This window comes from Nocardiopsis sp. NPDC055824, from assembly GCF_053616335.1.
This window is the reverse complement of record NZ_JBSHDN010000143.1, coordinates 1-17,151: the sequence shown is the minus strand read 5'-3', so window position 1 is coordinate 17,151 and position 17,151 is coordinate 1. Positions and strand designations below refer to the sequence as shown.

Annotated in this window: 15 protein-coding genes; 9 read left to right on the top strand and 6 right to left on the bottom strand. The window is 75.6% G+C overall.

The window, feature by feature from the left end:
• The first annotated feature begins 184 nt into the window (after positions 1-184).
• On the top strand, positions 185-1,408 hold the full coding sequence (locus tag ACWGL3_RS23425) for a PucR family transcriptional regulator (RefSeq protein ID WP_452461784.1): 1,224 nt from the start codon (positions 185-187) through the stop codon (positions 1,406-1,408).
• Between the two features lie 27 nt (positions 1,409-1,435).
• Here the strand turns inward: ACWGL3_RS23425 and ACWGL3_RS23420 are convergent, their stop codons facing one another.
• A complete protein-coding gene (locus ACWGL3_RS23420; protein ID WP_267948694.1) occupies positions 1,436-2,401 on the bottom strand; it encodes an LLM class F420-dependent oxidoreductase in 966 nt (321 codons plus the stop codon).
• 285 nt (positions 2,402-2,686) lie between these two features.
• Here ACWGL3_RS23420 and ACWGL3_RS23415 point away from each other — a divergent pair, with 285 nt between their 5' ends.
• The 4 genes from ACWGL3_RS23415 to ACWGL3_RS23400 all read left to right on the top strand — a co-directional run bounded on the left by ACWGL3_RS23415 (position 2,687) and on the right by ACWGL3_RS23400 (position 5,939).
• On the top strand, positions 2,687-3,217 hold the full coding sequence (locus ACWGL3_RS23415) for a YbhB/YbcL family Raf kinase inhibitor-like protein (RefSeq protein ID WP_267948693.1): 531 nt from the start codon (positions 2,687-2,689) through the stop codon (positions 3,215-3,217).
• Between the two features lie 224 nt (positions 3,218-3,441).
• Complete coding sequence (locus ACWGL3_RS23410; RefSeq protein WP_267948692.1) at positions 3,442-4,551, top strand: ATP-grasp domain-containing protein; 1,110 nt, start codon at positions 3,442-3,444, stop codon at positions 4,549-4,551.
• Positions 4,548-5,354: an inositol monophosphatase family protein gene (locus ACWGL3_RS23405; protein ID WP_267948691.1), complete on the top strand. Its 807-nt coding sequence runs from the start codon at positions 4,548-4,550 to the stop codon at positions 5,352-5,354. The genes ACWGL3_RS23410 and ACWGL3_RS23405 overlap by 4 nt, the downstream gene beginning before the upstream one ends.
• A gap of 114 nt (positions 5,355-5,468) precedes the next feature.
• Complete coding sequence (locus ACWGL3_RS23400) at positions 5,469-5,939, top strand: DUF1707 SHOCT-like domain-containing protein (protein WP_267948690.1); 471 nt, start codon at positions 5,469-5,471, stop codon at positions 5,937-5,939.
• A 99-nt stretch (positions 5,940-6,038) separates the two neighbouring features.
• On the opposite strand, the gene ACWGL3_RS23395 is transcribed toward ACWGL3_RS23400, so the two are convergent.
• Positions 6,039-6,533: a DUF3145 domain-containing protein gene (locus tag ACWGL3_RS23395; RefSeq protein WP_267948689.1), complete on the bottom strand. Its 495-nt coding sequence runs from the start codon at positions 6,531-6,533 to the stop codon at positions 6,039-6,041.
• A 472-nt stretch (positions 6,534-7,005) separates the two neighbouring features.
• On the opposite strand from ACWGL3_RS23395, the gene ACWGL3_RS23390 reads away from it, so the two are divergent.
• The 3 genes from ACWGL3_RS23390 to ACWGL3_RS23380 all read left to right on the top strand — a co-directional run bounded on the left by ACWGL3_RS23390 (position 7,006) and on the right by ACWGL3_RS23380 (position 10,462).
• Positions 7,006-7,623: an RNA polymerase sigma factor gene (locus ACWGL3_RS23390; RefSeq protein ID WP_452461783.1), complete on the top strand. Its 618-nt coding sequence runs from the start codon at positions 7,006-7,008 to the stop codon at positions 7,621-7,623.
• Positions 7,620-8,054: a hypothetical protein gene (locus tag ACWGL3_RS23385; protein WP_267948687.1), complete on the top strand. Its 435-nt coding sequence runs from the start codon at positions 7,620-7,622 to the stop codon at positions 8,052-8,054. The genes ACWGL3_RS23390 and ACWGL3_RS23385 overlap by 4 nt, the downstream gene beginning before the upstream one ends.
• A gap of 236 nt (positions 8,055-8,290) precedes the next feature.
• Complete coding sequence (locus tag ACWGL3_RS23380) at positions 8,291-10,462, top strand: CHAT domain-containing protein (protein WP_452461782.1); 2,172 nt, start codon at positions 8,291-8,293, stop codon at positions 10,460-10,462.
• Positions 10,463-10,523: 61 nt separating this feature from the next.
• Here the strand turns inward: ACWGL3_RS23380 and ACWGL3_RS23375 are convergent, their stop codons facing one another.
• The 4 genes from ACWGL3_RS23375 to ACWGL3_RS23360 all read right to left on the bottom strand — a co-directional run bounded on the left by ACWGL3_RS23375 (position 10,524) and on the right by ACWGL3_RS23360 (position 15,852).
• The gene (locus tag ACWGL3_RS23375; RefSeq protein ID WP_267948686.1) at positions 10,524-11,177 is read right to left on the bottom strand and encodes an MBL fold metallo-hydrolase; all 654 of its coding nucleotides are present in this window, start codon (positions 11,175-11,177) and stop codon (positions 10,524-10,526) included.
• A 115-nt stretch (positions 11,178-11,292) separates the two neighbouring features.
• A complete protein-coding gene (locus ACWGL3_RS23370) occupies positions 11,293-12,114 on the bottom strand; it encodes an enoyl-CoA hydratase-related protein (protein WP_267948685.1) in 822 nt (273 codons plus the stop codon).
• A 355-nt stretch (positions 12,115-12,469) separates the two neighbouring features.
• Entirely contained in the window at positions 12,470-13,045 is a 576-nt protein-coding gene (locus ACWGL3_RS23365; protein WP_267950289.1) for a DUF5998 family protein, read from the bottom strand.
• Positions 13,046-13,131: 86 nt separating this feature from the next.
• Positions 13,132-15,852 (bottom strand): bifunctional acetate--CoA ligase family protein/GNAT family N-acetyltransferase, encoded by a 2,721-nt coding sequence (locus ACWGL3_RS23360; RefSeq protein ID WP_267948684.1) that lies wholly within the window; start codon positions 15,850-15,852, stop codon positions 13,132-13,134.
• Positions 15,853-16,172: 320 nt separating this feature from the next.
• On the opposite strand from ACWGL3_RS23360, the gene ACWGL3_RS23355 reads away from it, so the two are divergent.
• The gene (locus ACWGL3_RS23355; RefSeq protein ID WP_267950288.1) at positions 16,173-17,108 is read left to right on the top strand and encodes a carbohydrate kinase family protein; all 936 of its coding nucleotides are present in this window, start codon (positions 16,173-16,175) and stop codon (positions 17,106-17,108) included.
• Positions 17,109-17,151 lie beyond the last annotated feature (43 nt).

The following is a 17,151-nucleotide window of genomic DNA, read 5'->3' as shown; positions in this document are numbered from 1 at the left end:
CCGGCCTCCGGCGGCGCCCGCCCCCGCGGGGGCGGGGTTGTCCGCGCGTCCGGGCTCTGGTGATATGGAACCGTGTGGTACCCGTCACCGCGTCGGGTCCCGCCGAGACCCGTACTTTCTGGCGCACAGAGCACGCGCGGGCGTGCCACGGGCGGCTCCGCCGCGCGTCCGCGCCGGAGGTGACATGACCCATCCACTGCGGGAGGGCCGCGGGACGGAACCGTTCTCGCGGATCCCGCCGGAACTCGGCGCGCGGCTGCGCGCACAGGTCCCCTCCCTCGTCGAGGAGGCCCTGGAGGACCTCCGGCGCAGGTCGCGTGAGCACTCGGCCCCCCTGGGGCCCGCCGACGCCGAGAGGCTGCGCCGGGCGCTCGCGGCCGGTGTGCACGGCTTCCTGGACCGGGTGGAGGTCGGCGGCCCCTCGCCCGCGCTCGCGGACGCGCTGGCCTCGGAGTTCCGGGCGCTGGGCGCCGCCGAGGCACGGCACGGGCGCACCCTGGAGTGCCTGCACACGGGGATGCGCGCGGCGGCCGCCGTGGCGTGGCGGAGGCTCGCCGCCGCGGACGCCCTCACCCGCGAGCACATGGGCGTGGTGGGCGAGGCGATCTTCGTGTTCCAGGAGGAGGTCTCGGGCGCCGCCGCCGAGGGGCACGCCCGGGTGCGCGGCGCCGGCGCGGACGCCCTGCACCGGCGCCGGGTCCGCCTGTTGGAGGCGCTGCTGGCCGAGACGGGCACGGAGTACGACGCGCGCGCGGTGTCGGCGCTGGCCGGGGCCGCCCGGTGGCGGGCCCCCGGGCGGGTGGCCGTGGCCCTGCTGCTCCGGGACGGCCCGGCCGGCCGGACGGCCGTCCTGCCCCCGGACGTGCTGGCCGACCTGGACCGGGCGGAGCCGTGCGCGCTGGTGCCCGATCCGGAGGGGCCCGGCAGGCTGCGGTCGCTGGAGCGCTCGCTGCGCGGGGCCGACGCGGTGCTCGGTCCGAGCGTCCCCCTGGACCGGGTGCCCGTGTCTCTGGCGCGTGCCCGCGACCTCGCCGAGCTGGTGAGGGCCGGGCTCGTCACCGGCGGGGGCGTGCTGCGGTGGAGCGACCACCTCCCCGCCCTGCTGCTGACGCGCGACCCGGCGCTGGTGGGCGAGATGGCGCGGACCCGGCTGGCCCCGCTGGCGGGGCTCCGCGCGCCGCAGCGCGAGCGCATGGCCGACACCCTGCTGGCCTGGCTGGAGTCGGGGCTGAACGCCAACGAGGCGGCGGACCGGCTGCGCATACACCCCCAGACGGTGCGCTACCGGATGCGCCAGCTGGAGGAGCTGTTCGGCGAGCGGCTGCGCGACCCGGCCGAGCGCTTCGAGCTGGAGCTGGTGCTGCGGGCGCGCGGCCTGCTCGGCCCCCTGGCGGAGGGCGGCGGGTAGCGCCCTCCGCCGCCCCGGGCGCTCCGGTCAGTCCCCGGGGGCCAGGGCCCGCACGAGGGCCGCCGGGTCCGCGGACGCCTGCCCGATCGGGGCCAGCACCGGGGTCGTCACACCGTTGTCCGCGTAGGCCCGCACGCGCTCGCGGCAGTACTCGGCGGGACCGTGCACGATCAGCTCGTCCACCACCGAATCGGGGATCGCGGCCAGGGCTCCCTTGCGGTCCCCCTCGTCCCACTTGCTCCACATCGGGTTCAGCTCCTCACGCCCCAGCCACTCGTGGAAGGCCCGGTACACGGGGACGTTGAGGTAGGCGGCCACGGCCCGTCTGCCGATCCCGCGGGCGGTGTCCGGGTCGGTGTCGGGGGCGACGAAGATCCTGGCCACGATCTCCTTGTCCTCCCCGGCCCCTCGGACGTACGGGGCGACCGTGCGCACGTCCTCGGCCGAGAGCCAGTTGACGACGGCGCCGTCGCCCTCGCGGCCCGCGAGCCTGAGCATGCCCGGCCGCAGGGCCGCCACCAGCAGCGGCGGGGCCTGCTCGGGAACCGCGCCGAGGGTGAAGCCCCGGACGCTGAACGTGTCGTAGTCGGCCGTGACCTTCCGGCCGGTGAGCGCGGTCCGCAGGAACCGCACGGTGTCGCGCACCTTCTTGTACGGCTCGTCGAACGGGATGGAGTTCCAGCGTTCCACGATCACGTTGGAGGAGGTGCCGATCCCCAGGGCGAACCTGCCCGGCGCCGCCGCGGCCATGGTCGCCGCGCTCATCGCCAGGGTGGCGGGGCCGCGCGTGTACGCGGGCACGATCGCCGTGCCGAGGCGCAGCGCGGGCGCCCAGACGCTGGCCAGGGCCAGCGGGGTGAACGCGTCGGTGCCGGCGGCCTCGGCCGACCACACGTCGGTGTAGCCCAGGTCCGGCATCTGCTCGACGACGGCGCGCTGGTCGGGCAGCGGGACGCCCTCCAGCGGGATGGTGATGCCCCAGCGAGTGGTCATGGCGACTCCCTGTCGGTGTCCGGGGACCGGCTCGGGTGCGTTCCCCCGTGTCGACAAGCACCGTACCGCCCGGTCGGTTTGTTGTCTGCGCCCCCTCCCCGCCATCCGCGGGGGCGGGCCGCGCGGCCCCCGCCCCGGCGGGCTCCCCCTTCCGGGGCCGGCCGACACGGGGCCGCGGCCCGCAGCGGGCACGGCCGCCGGGGCGTATGTTCGTAGAGTCCGCCCTCCGGGCCCGCCCGGCCGGGCGGAGGCAGCCGACCCAGACGAACGAAGGAGGCCCCTTCCGTGGCCACGCCACCCTCCCCCTACGACTTCCTGCCCCAGGTCGCGCCGTTCACCGTGACCAGCGACGACGTCGCCGACGGGCAGACCCTGCCCACCGCCCAGGTCAGCGGGATCATGGGCGCCGGAGGCGAGGACGCCTCGCCGCACCTGGCCTGGAGCGGCTTCCCCGAGGGGACGCGGAGCTTCGCCGTCACCTGCTTCGACCCCGACGCGCCCACCGCCAGCGGCTTCTGGCACTGGGCCGTGGCGAACATCCCCGTCGGGGTCACGGAACTGGCGACGGGCGCCGGTGACGGTTCCGGACTCCCCGAGGGAGCCGTCACCCTGCGCAACGACGCCGGCGGCCACCGCTACGTGGGCGCCGCTCCGCCCGCGGGGCACGGACCGCACCGCTACTTCTTCGCGGTGCACGCGGTGGACGTCCCCCGCCTCGACGTGGACGGGTCGGCGAGCCCGGCCTTCCTCGGCTTCAACCTGTTCTCGCACGCGATCGGCCGCGCCCTCGTCACACCGGTGTACGAGCAGGAGTAGGTCCGCGGACGGATCCCGCGTGAACCCGAGGGGGCGGTCGGCGCGACACGGCGCCGACCGCCCCCGGCCCTTTCCTCCCGGGGGCTCCTGATACACGCGCAACCCGCCCGTCCGGTTGTCCCGGCAACCGGATTCGGCCAATCACGGGCTTCCCGGCGCCTCGCGGTCTAGGCTCGGGCTGTCCCCCGGCCCGCCTCCCGAACACGCTTGGAAGGGTGCAACCGGTGCCACAGCAGACGCCGAGCAGACCGACCGTCGTCGTCACGACAGCGGGGTCCGCTCCCACCCCCGGCACCATCCTCCACCTGCGGGAGCAGGGGTTCCGTGTGGTGGCCACCGACATCGACCCCGCCGCTCCCGGCCTGTACCTCGCCGACCGCGGCCACCTGGTCCCGCCCGGGGACAGCGAGGCGTTCCTGCCGCGGATGAGGGCCCTGTGCGCCGAGGAGGGGGCCGTCGCGATCGTCCCGCTCGTGGACGAGGAGCTGATCCGGGCCGGCGAGCTCTCCGGGGACGGCCTGTCCGTGCTCCTGCCCCGGCCGGAGTTCGTCGCCGCCTGCCTGGACAAGTACGTCCTCATGCGGGAGCTGGAGCGCGCCGGCATCGGGACCCCCCGCACCTGGCTCGCCTCGGAGCGGCCCTGCGCGCCGGAGCCCGCCGCCCCGGACGGCCTCGTCGTCAAACCGCGCAGAGGGCGCGGCAGCCGCGGGGTGACGGTCGTCGAGTCGGTCCGCGACGTGGCACGGGCCGTGGCCGAGAGCGGCTACGCGGCCGACGAGCTCATCGTGCAGGAGCGGATCACCGGACCGGAGTACACGGTCTCGGTGGTGGTGTGGCGCGACGGCGCCGTCCAGGCCGTCGTGCCCAAGGAGGTCCTCCTCAAGCAGGGGGTCACCAGGTACGCGGTGACGCGGCGCCACCACGAGGTGGCCCGGACCTGCCGGGCCGTCCAGGCCGCGATGCACGCCGACGGACCCTTCAACGTGCAGCTGGCCCTGGACGGGGCGGGCCGCCCGAGGGTCTTCGAGATCAACCCGCGCTTCTCCTCGACGGCGGCGCTGACCGCGGCCGCCGGGGTGGACGAGATCGCCGGGCTGCTCCGGCAGGCCGTCTCCGGCGGCCCCAGGCTCACCGACGAATGGCGTGAGGGCGTGGCGATGGTGCGGCGGTGGACGGACGAGTTCATCAGCGAGGCCGGCTTCGCCTCGCACGGCCTCTCCCCCGCCCCGGCGGGCACGCGCGCCCCCGGACCGCGGGGGACCACCGCACCGCCGGAGCCGCCCGGGGGGCCGGCTCCGGCCGCCGTCCCCGTCGCCCCGGCGCGTGCGCGATGACCCCCGGTCCGTACCCGAGCCCCTCCCACCCCCTGTCGGAGGCGATGGCCGAGGCGGTCGTGGCGGTCGGCGACCGGCTCCGCACCTGGCGCTCCGACCCGGCCGCGCGCGGCGGGGTCTGGGACGGGGACCAGTTCAAGGCCGGGGCCGACGCCCTGGCCCACCGGGCGCTGTCGGAGCGCCTGGCCGCGATCGACGGCCGCATCCCCGTGGTCAGCGAGGAGGACCCCGCGTCGCTGCGCCGGGAGCGGCCGCCCCGGTACTGGCTGATCGACCCGGTCGACGGGACGGCGAGCTACGCGCACGGGTTCCCCGGGTACGTCACCCAGGCCGCGCTGGTGATCGGGGGCCGGCCGGAGGTCGCCGCGGTGTTCGCACCGGAGTCGGAGACCCTGTACACCGCCGTGCGCGGGCAGGGCGCGCGCCGCGACGGGCGCTCCCTCCCCCCGCTCGAAGCCGCCCCGCCCGGGCGGGGCGTGCTCACCGACAACACCCCCGAGCCCCGGGGGATCGCCCGCCGGGTCCGGGAGCACTTCGGCTACGGCGGGTACCTGGAGAGCGGGAGCATCTCCCTGAAGCTGTGCCTGATCGCCGACGGATCGGCGCACCTGTTCGTGAAGGACGTGCCGGTGCGCGACTGGGACGTGGCCGCGCCCGCGCTCGTCCTGGAGGAGGTGGGCGGTCTGGTCACCCGTCTGGACGGCTCCCCCTTCGGGTACCGGGGGCCCTACGAGCACACCGGCCTGGTCGGCGGCGCGGACCCCTCCACCTGCCGCGCCGTCGCCCGCTGGCTGGCCTCCTGACCTGCGGTTCGACAGGACCCCGCAAGGCGTCTCAACGAGTGGCGCGGATCCCTTTTCCCCGCCGGTCGTGGCGCGTATCGTGTGGTCACCAACTCGCGCCTCTGGGGGTGGGAAGTGGAAGGCCGAACTCTGCCGCCGAACCGGATACGCGCCTCGGACGCCGAGCGCGACCAGGCGGTCGACCGCCTCACCGTCGCGTTCGTCGAGGGCCGCCTGGACCACGAGGAGTACGACCGCCGGGTGGGCCTGGCCCTCACCGCGGTGCTCGTCGGCGACCTGCGGCCGCTGACGGAGGACCTCCCCGACCCCGGTCCGGGGACGCCCCGCGCGACTCCGCGCCGCGATCCCCGGTTCCGCGAGGCGCCCTCGGGGGGCGACCTGTCCGTCCTCTCCCTGTCCCGGCGGGAGTGGGGGGACGAGTGGCGCTGGTGGACGGGGGTGGCGGTCACCCTCACCGGCGTGTGGGGGACGGTCAGCCTGATGGGCGGCGAACTCGTGCCCTACTGGCCGCTGGTGCCCCTGGGGATCTGGGCCGCCGTCCTGCTGGCCTCGGTCATCTGGCCCGGCGGGGAGGAACCCCCCTGAGACCGCTCCGGCGTCCGGGCGCGCGCCGGGACGCGGAGGGGGCACGGGCCCGCACCCGCCCCGGCGCACGCGGCGCGGCGCGGCGGGCCCGGTCCCGGGTCAGCCCACGGCGTGGAGCCAGCGGACGGGCGCGCCGTCGCCCGCGTAGCGGAACGGCTCCAGCTCCTCGTCCCACGAGCGCCCGGTGAGCAGTTCGATCTCGGCCGCGAGGTCGGTCCCGTCGGCGGCGGCACGCTCCATGGCGTGGCGCAGCCGTCCCTCGGGCACGAGGACCTCGCCGGCGGCACTGGTGACGGCGGTGAACATTCCGAGCGACGGCGTGTAGCTGTAGCGCACGCCGTCGCACCCGGGCGACCCCTCCTCGGTCACCTCGAAGCGCAGGCGCTGCCATTCGTTCAGCGCCGAGGCCACTGCGCCCGCGGTCCCCGGCTTCCCCTGCCAGTTGAGCTCGGCCCGGTGGTTGCCGGGGGCCGCCGGTTGGGCGACCCAGTCGAGTTTCACGGGTACTCCAACGACGCCCGCGACCGCCCACTCGACATGTGGGCACAGCGCCGCCGGCGCGGAGTGGACGTACAAGACGCCACGTGCGGACACCGAACCTCCTGATACGAACGAGTGCGCTTCCCCGACGCCCTCGTACCACGAGAAGGTTGCATACCCGCCTGAATACTTTTGCCCCATTGTGCCCCAAGGGCACCCTGAGAACCAGCTCACCAGCTGGTATTTTCCAGCGTTCCCCTCCCGGACCGCGACCCCAGGGATTAGCGTGGGCCACGGACGAGCAGGGAGTCCGATCATAGTGGGGGCGGGTTTGTCAGACCAGTCGCACGAGGACATCCGTGGCACCCAGGCATCTCCTCAAACCGTACTTTCGACCCCTTCGGGGGAGGAAGCCCCCCTCCTGTTGTCGGTTTCGGCCAGAACCGGCCCCGCTCCCGCCCGCGCCGAACCGCCCGGCACCGGCCCCCTCCCCCCGGACCGCGCGCCCACCGGCCACGCCGACGGGCCCGCCGCCCGTACCGGAGGAGGACGGCCCCCGCCCGCCCACGGCGCCGGTCCCCCGCACGTGACGGCCGACCGGTCCCCGCGGGGCGCCTCGGGCGAGCCCCCGGACGGGTCGGCGGAGGACGCCGACCTGGTGCGGCGCGCGCTGCGCGGCGACCACCTCGCCTGGGAGGGGATCGTGGACCGCCACCTGCCGGTGGTGAACGCCATCGCCCGCTCCTACCGGCTCTCCGGCCCCGACCGCGAGGACGCCGTGCAGACGGTGTGGCTCACCCTCAACCAGCACCTGCCCCGCCTGCGCCACCCCGGGCGGCTCCGCGCCTGGCTGCGCCGGGTCGCCCACCGGACCTGCGCCCGCCAGCGGCGCACCGGGTCCCTCGACCGCGCCGTGGACCCCCACGACCTGGCGGCCCTCCCGCTCGCCGGGGCGCCGGACCCCGAGACGGAGTACCTGCGCGGGGAGCGCGACGAGGAACTCCACCGCGCGATCCGCAGCCTCACCGACCCGGCCGAGCGGCGCGCCGCCCTCGCCTACCTCGCCGACCCGCCCGGCCCCGGCTCCGCCGGTCGGACCTCGCGCCCGGAGGGGGGCGACGGCCCCGCGAACCCCCGGGCTGCCTCGAACCAGCGGCGCCGCGTGTACCGCAGACTCCGCCGCCTCCTGGAGGAACCCACGTGAGGAACCGTCCCGACACCGGCCCCGCCTCCCGGCCCCCGCACGCGGAGGACGGGAGGGCCGCCGCCCTGGCGGCCTTCGACCGCTCGGACGACGCGGCGGACCTGGCACGGACCCGCGCGGACACGGTCCCGGCCACCGAGGCGGCACGCTCGGAGGACGGCGCCGTGACCGCCGCGCTGCGGTTCGAGCACGGGGGCGTGGCCGTGGACCTCCAGGTCCGGGCGCACGGGCGCACGCGCTCGCTGTCCGGACTCGTCACCGGGGACTTCGAGCACGCCGTCCTGCGCGTGCGCCGACCCGGCGCCACCGCCAGCCCGACGGTGGGCGAGGACGGCCGGTTCTCCCTGGACGGGCTGCCACGGGGGCCGATCAGCCTGTCCCTGCTCAGGACGGGGCGCCCTCCGGTGGTCACCGCCTGGTTCACCGTGTGACGACGGGCCGGGGCCGACCACCGTGACGACGGGCCGGAGCCGACCACCCGGAACAGGACGCTCCGAACCCGGATTGGGGACGCGCGCGAACCCGCTCCCCTTCGTCCGCACCCGCACCGCTTCGTCCGTTTTCGCTCCCCCCGGTTCGTCCACAGCGGCGCGGACACCGTTCCCCCGCGGACTCCGACCCTGCTATCACTGGTTCCGGCCCGCCCCTCGGCGAAAGGCAGCCGGTCGTGTCCCTCGGTCCACCGACGTCCCCCTCCGCCTCCCCTCCCGCGCTCCGGCCCGGCGACCGCGTGTCGCGCTCCGGAGGCTCCCTCCTCTCCCGGGTCACCCACGGGGTCCGGCTCGCCCAGGACGGCAGGTTCGAGGAGACCGTGGACCTCCTCACCGACACCCGCCTGCGCCTGGACGGCCATCCCGTGTCCGAGGCGGCCCAGGTGGTTCCCGGGCTCCTCGTCAACCTGGGCCTGGCGCAGATCCTGTGCGGCCGCTTCGACCGGGCCGAGGACCAGTTGCGCGAAGCCCTCTCCCTCACCGAGGAGCGGGGGCTGCCCCTGCTGGGCATGGTGGCCGGCCAGAACCTGGGCTGCCTCAGCCTCTACCGGGGCGACGCCTCCGCGGCCATCGCGGCGTTCCACGCGCTCGCCCCGCACCTGCCCTCCTCCCGGAGGGAGGCCCTGCACGTGGACCTCGCGGAGGCGCTGCTGGCCGAGGGGCTGGTGGAGGAGGCCGCGGAGGTCCTCTCGGACGGCCCCTGGGCGGGCGGGGGGTCGTCATCGGCGAGCACGCTGCTGGTGGAGGCCAAGCTGTGGCTCCTGCGGGGCGACCACCGCCGCGCGGCGGAGCTGGCCCGCCGCGTCCGCCGCGGTTTCGGCAGGGGATCGCTCTGGCACCGGCTGGCCGCCCGCCTGGAGCACAGGGCCCTGCGCGAGGCCCGCCACCGCCCGCTGTCACCCGTCGAGCGGGCCGAGAACGCCCTGGCGGCGAGGGTCCCGCTGGCCGTCACCGCGCGGGGCGCGCCGACCGCCCGGCACGGGGCGCCGGCGTCGCCGGCCCGGGCGGGCGGGCCTGCCGCGCCCCGGTCGGACGGGCCGGTCGAGGACCCGCACGTCGTGCGGGCGGGGCTGGAGAGCGCCCTGGCCGCCGGGGACGCGTCCGCCGCCGTGGAATGGGCCGAGCTGGCCCGCACCTGGGCCGTGCCGCGCGTGCCCGGTCCCCTGGTGCACGCCCCCGGGACGGCCGCGCTGGCGGACGGGTACCGCGAGGCACTGGTCCACGACCGGGACGCGGACGCGGCGGCCCGCCTCTGGGAGTCGGAACGCTGGCGGGCCCACCACGCGGCCCGGGCCGCGGGAGAGCCCGGCGACGCCCCGTTCCCCCGGCAGGCCGGGAACCGGCGGCGGATCCGACCGCCCCGTACCGCCCCCGCACCGCATCCGGGCTCCCCGGAGCGCGCCGACCGTCCGCGCCCCGTCACCGGCCCCCTCCTGGAGCGGCTCGGGGACAGGGCGTTCCTGCGGTACACCAGGGCCGCGGGGGACGCGGTGGTGCTCGTCGCGGTGGCCGGGCGCGTACACGCACGCGTCCTGGGCCCGCTCCCCCGGGTGGCGCGGGCCCTCTCCCGGTTCGTCCACCCGCTCCTCGTCCCCGGCCGCCCGCCCGGCGCGACGGCGCGCGAGGCGGCCGCCCTCGCCACCCGGGCCCTGCTCGGCCCCGCCCTGCCGCTGATCGGGGACCGGCCGCTGGTCGTGGCCAGCGACCCCTTCCTGGGCGACCCGCCCTGGGGCATGCTGCCGGCGCTGCGCGGACGCCCCGTGAACCTGGTGCCCACCGCCCGCTTCTGGCTGGACCGCCGACGGGAGCCCGGTCCGGGCGCTCCCCGCCCCGGGCGCGTCCTCCTGGTGGCCGCTCCCGAACCCGGCGGAGCCGTCCGCGAGGTCTCCCGGCTGGCGGACCTCTACCCGGGGGCGCGGGTGCTCGCCGGCGACCGGGCCAGGCGCGGGGAGGTGCTGGCCGGGATCGGGCGGGCCGACCTGGCGCACGTGGCCGGGCACGGGCGCGTACCCGACCGCTCGCCCATGCTGGCCTCCGTCGGCCTCTCCGACGGTCCGATGCTCGCCTGCGACCTGTCGGCCCTCCCGCGTGTGCCGGACACCGTGGTCCTGTCCACCTGCTGGAGCGGCAGGGACTTCGCGGGACGGACGGGCGCTCCGCTGGGGTTCGCCGGCGTCCTCCTGGCCGCCGGGGCCCGCACCGTCGTGGCCAGCCCCGTCCCCGTGGGCGACTCCGGGACCGGCGAGGCCATGCGCCGCTTCCACCGCGCCCTGGTCGGCGGCGTGCCCGCGCCCGAGGCGGTGGCCGTCCACCTCGGGCGGGCAGGCTTCTGCTGCTTCGGCGCCTGAGCCGCGCCGCGGGGCAGTGCGCCCCGGGGCCGACGGCCGCCGCTCCGCCGCGGGGGCGCCCTCACCAGCCGCGTTCGCGCCACTCCCCGAGGTGGGGCCGCTCGGCGCCCAGGGTGGTGTCGGCGCCGTGCCCGGGGTAGACCCAGGTGTCGTCGGCGAGCGCTCCGAACACGCGCTCCTCCACGTCCCCGAAGAGGGTGCGGAAGTCCTCGTCCGACCACGTGCGGCCGACGCCGCCCGGGAAGAGCGAGTCGCCCGTGAAGAGGTGGGTGCGGCCGTCCGGGTCGTCGTAGCGCAGGGCGACCGACCCGGGCGTGTGCCCGCGGAGGTGGATGACGGTGAGGGAGCTCTCGCCGACCGGGACCCGGGTCCCGTGGACGACGGGCTCGTCCACCGACACCGGGAGCTCCTCCCCGTCGTCGGGATGGGCCACCGTCCGGGCCCCGGTCTGGCCGACCACCTCCGCGAGGGCCGTCCAGTGGTCCTGGTGGCGGTGGGTGGTGATCACCCGCGCGAGTCCGCCCTCGCCGACCATGTCCAGGATCCGGTCCGGCTCCGCGGCGGCGTCGATGAGTACCGCCTCACCGGTGGAGTGGCAACGCAGCAGGTAGGCGTTGTTGTCCATCGGGCCGACGGTGAGTTTGCTGATCGTCAGGTTGGTCAGTCGTCGCAGGTCGGCGGGGCCGCCGACCCTCGTATCTCCGGAGTAGCTCACCCGACCATTGTGGCCTGCCGGGGGGAGCGGGCGCACCCGGCCCGCGCATGCCGGACGGCCGGCGGTCCGGACGCCCCGCCTCACGGCCGGGGTCCGCCCCCGTCCCGGGCATCCGCTACCGCGCCCACCGGGGGGCGCGCTTCTCGAAGAAGGCCGCCCGCCCCTCGGCGGCGTCCTCCCCGGAGAAGAACTCGGCGGACAGCTCGCCCATCCGCGTGAACGCCTCCTTGCGCCGTTCGGGTGCGGCCAGCGCTCCCGAGCCGAGCTCCCCCAGGAGCTCCTTGGTGCGGGACAGCGCGCGCGGGGCCGCCCCCCTCAGCCCCTGGAGGACCGCGTCCACGGCGTGGGCCATGTCGCGGTCGGGGACGGCCTGGGTGAGCAGGCCCGCCTTGGCCGCGGCCGAGGCGTCGAACAGCTCGCCGGTGAGGAAGTAGCGGCTCAGCTGGCGCGAGTGCATGCGCGCGGACACCGGCACGGAGATGACGGCGGGGACCACGCCGATCCGCACCTCCGTGAAGGCGAAGGTGGCGCTCTTGGGGGCGAGCGCGATGTCGGCGGCGGCCACCAGCCCGATCCCCCCGGCGCGGGCTGCGCCGTTGAGGACGGCGATCACCGGTTTGGGGGCGCCCATGACCTGCTCGAAGATCTCGGGGAGTTCGGGGGCCGGTTCGGTCGGGGCTCCCTGGAGCGCCGCCGCGACCTCCTTCAGGTCGGCCCCCGCGCAGAACACGGGGCCCGTGCCGGTGAGCACGATCCCCCGCACCCCGTCGTCGGCCACCGCCTCGGCGAGGGCCGCGGACAGTTCGGAGCGCAGCCGCGCGGAGAGCGCGTTGCGGTTGCCGGGGGAGTCGAGGGTGACCGTGGCGATGGCGCGGTCGACGGACAGGCGCACCAGGGGGGCGTCGTCCGGGGGCATCGGGGACGGGTGCTGCGTCATCGCAGGCTGGCCTTTCTCCGTGTCCATCCCCGCGTGCGCGGAGAGGGGGTGAACCGCGCGCGGACCTGTCGGACCCGGCGCGCGTACGCAGGCGGTTCGTGACCGGTCGCGTCTCGCTTGTGGCGGTATGCGCGAATCCGCCTCCACCTTAGACGGACCGATCGCCGAGGCACCACGCTTCGTCACGCCCGGTTCGTTAAGTCCCCGTCACACCCCGACGCGGGAGTGTTACACGAACCGGCGGAGCCGGCCCTGCGCCGTCGCCGACCGGCGCCCCCGGCCCCGCACGCACTCCCGGGGGCGCGGACCGGGCCGGTCCGCGCCCCCGGGAGGACGGCCCGTCCCGCCCTGCGGGTCAGCGCGTGGTGGCCGTGGACAGGGCCTCGGCGAAGTGCATCATCGCGGAGACCGCCGCGGCGCCGTCGGCGGCCTCGCTCACCCGCAGTGTGAGGGGCTCCGCCGTGATCGCGCCGGTGTAGCCGTGGTCGAGCTCGCACGTCTCGTCGGCGCAGGCGGCCGGTTCGAGGTCGATGTTGGCGACGGCGCCCCAGTTGACCGACAGGTTGACGCTGAGCACCAGTTCGCTCGGCAGGCTGCCCGGGGTGTACTGGGCCGGGTTGGGCACCACCCTGGTCAGGGCGACCGACTGGATGTTGCCCATCTGGATGCTGTCCGTCGTGGTGGACGCGTGCGAGGTGCCCTCCGTCTCGTTCGGCGGGTGCTCGTCCGTGTGGCACACCACGAGCCGGGTCGCGGTCAGCAGCATCACGGTGATGTGCCGCCGCATCTCCATCGCCGGGTCGAAGGTCGCCTCGTGGTGCACGATGAACGCCTCGGCGCTCTCGCCGCCCAGGGCCTGGGCGACGGCGTCGATCACCAGCGCGGGGTAGTACCCGCTGCGTTCGATCTCCAGTCGCCAGTCCGTGGACACGGCACGTGTTTTCCTCATACCCCTATCCTGCCCCTTTCCCGTGACACTTCGCGACCGGGCCGAGAAGCGGGCGGACCACCCCCTGATCAGAACGTCACCCCGCGCAGCCTCCGCGGCCCCGCGTCGGGCCGTACCTCGGGCGCCTCCCGCAGCCACATGCGCGCGCCCAGCACGTGGGCTCCGGTGGCGTTGACGAGGACAGGGTCCAGGTCCACGTAGCCGATCTCGGGAAATGCCTCCACCAGGCGCGACACCCGGATGAGGAGTTCCTCCAGCGCCTCCACGTCGGGCTGCTCCGCGAGCGAGGTCGCGCCCGCGGGGAGGCCGAACAGCAGGGGCGCCGCACGCACCGCGTGGATGAGGTCGGCGGCGTCCATGTCGGTGAGGGGCGCCAGGCGGAACGCCCGGTCGTCCAGGAGCTCGGCGGTCACGTCGGCCAGGCCGAACGAGACCACCGACCCGAAGGACTGGTTGTCCCCCGCGCGGATCACCGTGGGCACGCCGGGCGCGGCCATGCGCTGGACGACGAGCCCCGCCTCGGCGCCGAACCGGTCGTACAGCGACAGGAAGGCGCTGCGCACGTCCTCCGGCGTGCGCAGGTCCGCCCGGACGAACGCGCCCCCCGCACGGACCCGCAGGTCGGGCGAGTCGGCCTTGACGACCACCGGGTAGCCGAGGTGCCCGGCGGCGACCACGGCGCCCTCCGCCGAGGACACCGGGATGTCCGGGTAGGCGGTGATGCCGTAGCAGGACAGCAGGTCGCGGGCGTCCTCGCCGGAGATCGCCGTCTCCTCGTCGTAGCGGCGCTCCCCGCCGAACCAGGCGACGTCGTCCGCGGACGGCTTGGCGTTCCTGAGCGCGCGGACCAGCGTCGCGCGGGCACGGGCACCGTCGATGTCGGGCAGCTCGGGGTGGCGTCCCGGCTTGCGGTTGCGCCACTGCGTGTAGCGGGTCGCGTAGGCCAGGGCGCGGACCGCGTCCTCGGGCGAGGGGTAGGAGGGAACCGATCCGCGCAGGGTCTCGCCCCTGTCGCCGACGTGGCGCAGCTCCTCGGGGAGCCCCTGGCGCCCCAGGTATGTGGCCACGATGGGCTTGTCGGAGTTGAGCGAGCGCGCTCTGAGGACCCGCGCGACGTCGTCGGAGATGGGGTGGAGCGCGGGGATGAACACGACCACGACCGAGTGCACGTCGTCGGCCGCCAGGGCCGTCTCCAGCGCGAGGTCGAAGTCCTCGGCGGTGGCCTGGGGGCCGAGGTTGACCGGGTCGTGGGGCTTGAGGCCCTGACGCATCGCGGCGTCCTTGACCAGCAGCTCCAGGGAGTCGGAGTTGCCGATGACGCCCACCCGCGGCCCCTTGGGCAGGGGCTGGTAGGCGAACACCTGGGCGGCGTCGAACATCTGCGTGATGTCGTCGACCCGGACCACCCCGGCCTGCTGGAACAGCGAGGTGACGGCGTAGTCGGGCAGGGCGAGCCCTCCCGCCGCGTGGCCGGTGGGGGTGGTCTGCGCGGAACCGCCGCTGCGCACCGCCACGACGGGCTTCTGTTTGGCGAGGCGCCGGGCCAGGCGTGTGAACTTGCGCGGGTTGCCGAGCGACTCCAGGTACTGCAGGACGACCTCGGTGGCGGGGTCCTCCTGCCAGTACTGCATGAGGTCGTTGCCGGACACGTCGGCGCGGTTGCCCGCGGAGACGAACGTGGACAGGCCCATCCCGCGCTCGGCCACCCGCTGGAGGATGGCCCGTCCCAGGGCGCCGGACTGGGAGAAGAAGCCGATCGAGCCCACCGGGGGCAGGTCGGGCGACAGCGTCGCGTTGAGCGACACCCGGGGGTCGCTGTTGGCGATGCCCAGGCAGTTGGGGCCGACGACGCGCATGCCGGCGGCGCGGGCGGTGCGCACCAGCTCGTCCTGGCGCGCGCGGCCCTCCGGTCCGGTCTCGCCGAACCCGGAGCTGACCACGACCAGCCCGAGCACGCCCTTGTCCGCGCACTGCTCGACGACGTCGACGACCATGTCGGCGCGGACCGCCACGACGGCGAGGTCCACCTGGTCGGGGATGTCCAGGACCGAGGGGTAGGCGCGCACGCCCACGACGGCCTTGGCCTCGGGGTGCACCGGGTAGACGGGCCCCTGGAACTCGCCTCCGAGGAGGTTGCGCAGGGCCGTCTGGCCGATGGTGTGGGCGGTCCGGCTCGCGCCGATGACGGCGACCGAGTCGGGGAAGAGGAGCCGGGCGATGGAGCGCGACTCCGCGCGCTGCTCGCGGGCCCGCATGACCTCGGTGGAGTCGTCCGTGGGCTGGAGGTCCAGCGTGAGGCGGATGACCCCCTCGTCGAAGGTCTGCTGGGCGGTGTACCCGGCTTCGCGGAAGACGTTGATCATCCGCCGGTTCTCGGGCAGCACGTCGGCGATGAAGCGGCGCACCCCCCGTTCGCGCGCGGCCGCGCCGATGTGCTCCAACAGCACCGACGCCAGGCCGCGGCCCTGGTGGCCGTCCTCCACGACGAAGGCGACCTCGGCCTCCTCGGGCGCGACCTTGTCGTAGCGCACCACGGAGACCAGGGAGTCGGAGATGGTGGCGACCAGGGCCACGCGGTCCTCGTAGTCGACCGTCGTGAACCGTTTCACATCGCGGTCGGAGAGCTTGGGGTAGGGCGCGAAGAACCGGTAGTAGATCGTCTCCGGGGAGAGGCGTGCGTGGAACTCGCGCAGCAGGTCGGCGTCTTCAGGGGTGATGGGGCGCAGGTGCGCGGTGCCTCCGTCGGTCAGGACGACGTCGGCTTCCCAGTGATTCGGGTAGGACTGCACGACTGCGAGACTAGACGACAATCGGTCGAATCCGGGGAAAGTCCATGCGGGCACCGCGAAAACGCCCCGGGGCGTCCGCACGGTACGCCCTCCCCGGCCCCCGGTCGGCCCGTGCGGGCTACCGGCCCCACGTGACGCAATGCTCATCGCGGGGGGCTCCCGGGGCGCGGCGACGCCCTCCACAGCGGCGATCGGCGCCCTTCCGCCGACGTGTGGCCGGGGCGCGTTCAGTTCGTTACACGCCGCTGACGGTTCACCTGTTAACGTCGTGCGAGCACGGATTCTTATAACCCTCGGTGGTGGCTGGCGAAATGACACGAGTGGTCGTGATCGGTGACCTGATGACCGACGCCGTCGCGCGCGCGTTCCACCCGTTGGCCCGCGGCAGCGACACTCCGGCGTCCGTGATCATGTATGGCGGGGGCTCCGGGGCGAACATCGCCTCGTGGCTGGCCGTGGAGGGTACCGACACCACCTTCGTCGGCCGCCGCGGCTCCGACATCACCGGCCGGACCCGTGAGATGGAGCTCATGGGCTACGGTCTGGACTCGCGCATGGTGATGGACCCGGAGCGGCCCACGGGGACCTGCGTGGTGATGATCACCCACCGGGGCGACCGCACGATGCTGAGCGACCCCGGCGCCAACGCCCGCCTCCAGCCCGAGGACCTCCCCCGCGACGTGTTCGGCCCCGACGGGCACCTGCACGTGTCGGGGTACACCCTGATCAACGCCGACTCCCGGCGCGCGGCCCGGGTGGCGCTGCGGATGGCCCGCGAGAGCGGGATGTCGATCTCGGTCGACGGCGGCTCGCACGCGCCGCTGGAGCGCGCGGGCGCCGAGAACTTCCTGGACTGGACCCAGGGCGCGCGGCTGCTGTTCGCCAACGTCGACCAGGCCAGGGTGCTGACCGGCCGGGAGGACCCCGAGGCCGCGGCGAAGGTGCTGACCGCCTGGTTCCCCAACGTGGTGCTCAAGCTGGGCCAGGGCGGCGGACTGTGGGCGTCCAAGACCCGTGACGACTGCGTGACCGCTCCCGCCGAGCCGGTGGAGCCCTCCCCCGGTTCCGTGGGGGCCGGCGACGCCTTCATCGCGGGGTTCCTCCCGGCGTGGCTCGCCGGCCGCCATCCCAAGGAGGCGTTGGGCCGCGCCCACCGCCTGGCCGCGCGGGCCCTGCACCAGCCGGGCGCCCGACCCGACCTGGGGGAGGGCCAGCCCGTCCGGCGCGGCGCCCCCCGCGGCCAGCGCATCCGCTGACCCCGCACGCCTCCGTTCCGGCGGGTGTGCCGCGGCGCTGCCG